The organism is Alkalinema pantanalense CENA528, from assembly GCF_050753345.1.
Taxonomy (GTDB): Bacteria; Cyanobacteriota; Cyanobacteriia; order Leptolyngbyales; family Leptolyngbyaceae; genus Alkalinema; species Alkalinema pantanalense.
In genome coordinates this window covers 1-3538 of the sequence record NZ_JBLZFX010000194.1, presented here as the reverse complement: position 1 = coordinate 3538, position 3538 = coordinate 1, and the positions used below count along the sequence as shown (strand labels likewise).

Annotated in this window: 3 protein-coding genes; all 3 read right to left on the bottom strand. The window is 52.5% G+C overall.

What is annotated here, in order from left to right:
- A partial coding sequence (locus ACN4EG_RS27375; RefSeq protein WP_431633455.1) for a protein kinase domain-containing protein occupies nucleotides 1-968 on the bottom strand: 968 nt, incomplete at its 3' end.
- 194 nt (nucleotides 969-1162) lie between these two features.
- The gene (locus ACN4EG_RS27370; protein ID WP_431633454.1) at nucleotides 1163-2080 is read right to left on the bottom strand and encodes a hypothetical protein; all 918 of its coding nucleotides are present in this window, start codon (nucleotides 2078-2080) and stop codon (nucleotides 1163-1165) included.
- 72 nt (nucleotides 2081-2152) lie between these two features.
- A complete protein-coding gene (locus ACN4EG_RS27365) occupies nucleotides 2153-3415 on the bottom strand; it encodes a DUF3370 domain-containing protein (RefSeq protein WP_431633453.1) in 1263 nt (420 codons plus the stop codon).
- Nucleotides 3416-3538 lie beyond the last annotated feature (123 nt).

The following is a 3538-nucleotide window of genomic DNA, read 5'->3' as shown; positions in this document are numbered from 1 at the left end:
GGGTGGGTGGGTAGGGGGGAACGATTGTCTGCGATCGCCGAGTCCGCATCGGTTAGCCAAGGGGCTTCCGAATTTGCCGGCAGGATAGATGACAACACGGGTCGGGAAGCGGCAATAGTCTTCGATCGAGCCTCCGATCGATCGAAGAGTCGCTCAGAGGCTAATCGTTCTGAGGTAATCGGTGGGCGTTGCAGGGCTTCTAGGACGGCTTGGGCTGTGGCGTACCGCGCGAGGGGATTGGGAAGCAGCATCCGCTTGAGCACACGGGTAAAGGCAGGACTGAGGGTCGCGTAAACAGCGGTGGTATAGCGTTCCCAGGAGGTCGTTGGAGGCGTGGCACTCAGCAACTGCACCGCGATCGCCCCTAAATCATAGAGGTCTTGGGCGATCGTCGCGGGTAACTCCGGTGGTGCCCAGTCGGGGGAAAGGGATTGGAAGCCTAAATCTAAGGCAATCTCGCGAAGTTGGCCCAGATTAGTCAGATACGGCAATGTCTCAGGATCGGGCAGAAATAAACTGTCTAAATGAAGATTGCAATGAACTAAGTCTTGCTCATGCAAATGCTGGAGGAGTGGCAAAATTTGCTGCAAAAGTTGAATGACTTCGGCTTCCGTAAAAGCGGCCTGATACGATCGCCGATCGTCCAAAAGTTCCCCATAGGTTTTGCCTTCGGGATAGTCATACACCAGCCAAAAACGGTTCTGTGCCAAGATGGTGGCCTTGGGGCTGGCGATTTGGGCGTGGCGCAGGGCGAGGAATGGCTGGAGGCGGGCTTGGAAGCTGCGGTATTGCGTTGGTAGGTGCGGTAGCAATGCGGAGGGTGGTAACCAGTCTTCCAGCAGACAGAGACGATTATCTCGTTCCCGATCTACGGCGGAATATTGCCAGCCAAATTCCCCATCACCTAAGCAACGCAATAGGTAATAACGGTTGGCAAGCAGAGTTCCTAGCGCGATCGGTTTGGACATGACGGCAATGGCGGATTTGCAATCTAGTAGGCTCCCCAGGAAAATCGGCCCTAGCCTTCCCGCAGGTAGACCTTGGCCTCAAAGGAAAACATGTCTCTAGCAAGTACTTTTGTACTATAATAGTCGTAAATTCTAAAATCCGATCGGATTTTCCGAAAAATTTGGGCGGCCTAAGATTTTTGTGATTTCCTGTACTACCGATTTTGATAGCGCTGAACCAGCGTTGTAATTGAATCGGCTTTTTCAGTTTCTCCCGCATGACGGTAGAGCAGTTCTGCCCGCTGGTATGCCTGGAGTCCTTCTGTAAACGTTGTTTTTTGTAGAACTAGGAAGAGTGCCAGTTGTTCCCAGTCTTTGGGATTCTGGGGATTCTGAGCGATCGCCTGACGCAGGGCTTGAATCTGAGCTTGCTTTGATTGCTTCCCAGAAAAAATGGCTCCAAAGATGCCTTTCAATTCCTGCCAGGCGGCTTTGCGTTCCTGTTGAATCGCTTCTAGGGAAGGCACTTTAACAGCTTCTGCGCGTTGTTCTGCTGGAGTCGTTTGACCTAGGAAATCCCGCATCATTTCGGCAATCTTGCGATGGTATTGCAGGGAGAGTGCAATCTCTCGACGATCGTACAAGAAGGGACTTTGACTAAGTTTGATTTCTTTTCCTGAAGTTAGAACCATGGATACATAGGCACAAATCACGCCTTGTGAGTCAACGGCTTCATACTGCTGGGCCATAATCTCCCGGATTTTAAAAAATGGGAAAGATTTCTGCGATTTACCAATTAAGAAACGCTTAACACAGGTGAGTTGTTGCTTATCACGATGGAAATACCAGCGGACCCATAGGGGATTGAAGTAAGTCACAATGATGACAATGCTGAGGCCGGTAGCAATTAAAAAAGCGGATGAAATAGAAAAGGCCGCTTGTAGTACGAATACTCCTTTGAGCCAATGTTCCAGCACTACAACTAGGCCCAAACCACTAATCACCAAACCCAACCAGGATTTCCAAGAAGGAGATTCTGTTTTTTCACCTTTTTGGAAAATCAGTTGAGTCTGTGTTTCCTCGATCGGAGTTAACTGTTCTGATCGGTTGGATGTGTGCAAAAAGGTGAGCATACCAGGCTGATTTAAAGGTTAAACTTAGAATTCCCCAGTCAAAAAATTTGCATTCAGTCCTACGGCGTGCTGCTACTGGGTGGTGATCATTAACACTTGCGGCGGCGTTACATCAGGCGGATAGAGGAAATCCAACCGCACCGATCGTTGCTCTTTGGGTTTCAGCTTGAGTGTTACTAAGGGATCAACCTTTTGCCCCGTGCGTTGCCAGAGGTGAATATATCGAGTGACGGCTTTGCCCGTGTCCTCCTGATAGCGCAGGCGTACCGTACCGCGAAAGTAGGGAAAATCCTGGGGCGGTTGCCGAAAGCGAATTTTGCCTTGGGCTAGTTGGTCATCTTTCAGCGGTGTGGCCAAGGTGATGGCGACGGTTTGCGCTCGATCGCTGCGGTTCACCAAGGGCATGGTCAGGTCATAGCGCACGCAGTAGTTGCCGTGGGACTCGTAGGCCGTATCGGGATAGCGCACCACAAGGGGGGCTGCTTGAATTTGCGAGGTGCCCAGCCGTCCGCGCCGTAGGGTACTGATGGGGTAGGACAGGGTCTGGCCCGATCGGGGTAAGGCTAAGGTGGTTTGGCCGGAATCGGTGAGCTTAGCCTGCCAGGTCGAGCCAATTTGCACCCCGGCGACGCGGCTGTAAATTAATGGCCCGCTGGTTTGGTCTAGGGGAGTGGGCGTTTTGTCCCGAGGCATGGCCAGCGTGCCTGTGTCCAGCAGGTTACGCCACTCAGCTAGGGTGGGAGGTCGATCGCTGCCTTGGGCATTTTTTGGGGCAAACATGGCTAAGCTCGCAAGGTAGACTTTGTCGCTACTTTTCACATGGGCAAAGCTCGATCGGCCATTGACCGGACGGGCTAAGCCCTTTGTGGGAATGGGCGCATTCATCAGCAGTTGGTAGCCCTTGGCGGGAATGACGACTTTGGCGGCAAATTCTGGGGTTCGTTGGCCCCGCAGCACCGCATCCACCGCCCGAATGCCAGGGCCGGAAAAGATTTCACCCGTGGGATTTTCCAGCATCATCGGCTGCGTTTTGAAGGGGGCGTCTGGTTCCAGTTGATAACTCGCAGCGGCAGGAATTTCGATGGTGATGGGTTGATTGCTGGGGTTGTGGGCCAGGATGCCGATGTAGAGGGTTTGTAAGTCCTTGGGAGTGTGGGTAAAGTGGTGGGCGAAGAGGGTAAATTCCCCTTGGAAAGCGTAATTTAAATGGGCAGTAGGTGTTTTTTTGCCCTCCGGCGGAAAGGTGGATAGCAGGATGCCGCCTTGTTTGATCCATTCCGGGCTGTTGCTGTTGAACATGGGAATCTGATCGAGGCTTCCAGGCAGCGATCGCACTTCGCCTTCGATGAAAAGTTCCTTGGGTTGAGGTTTGGGGGTGGGAGAGGCGGAGGGTGATCAGGGGCCGTGATTTCTCGGTATCCCTCATTTATGGAGGGGCCAGCTTATGCGAGGCTAGAA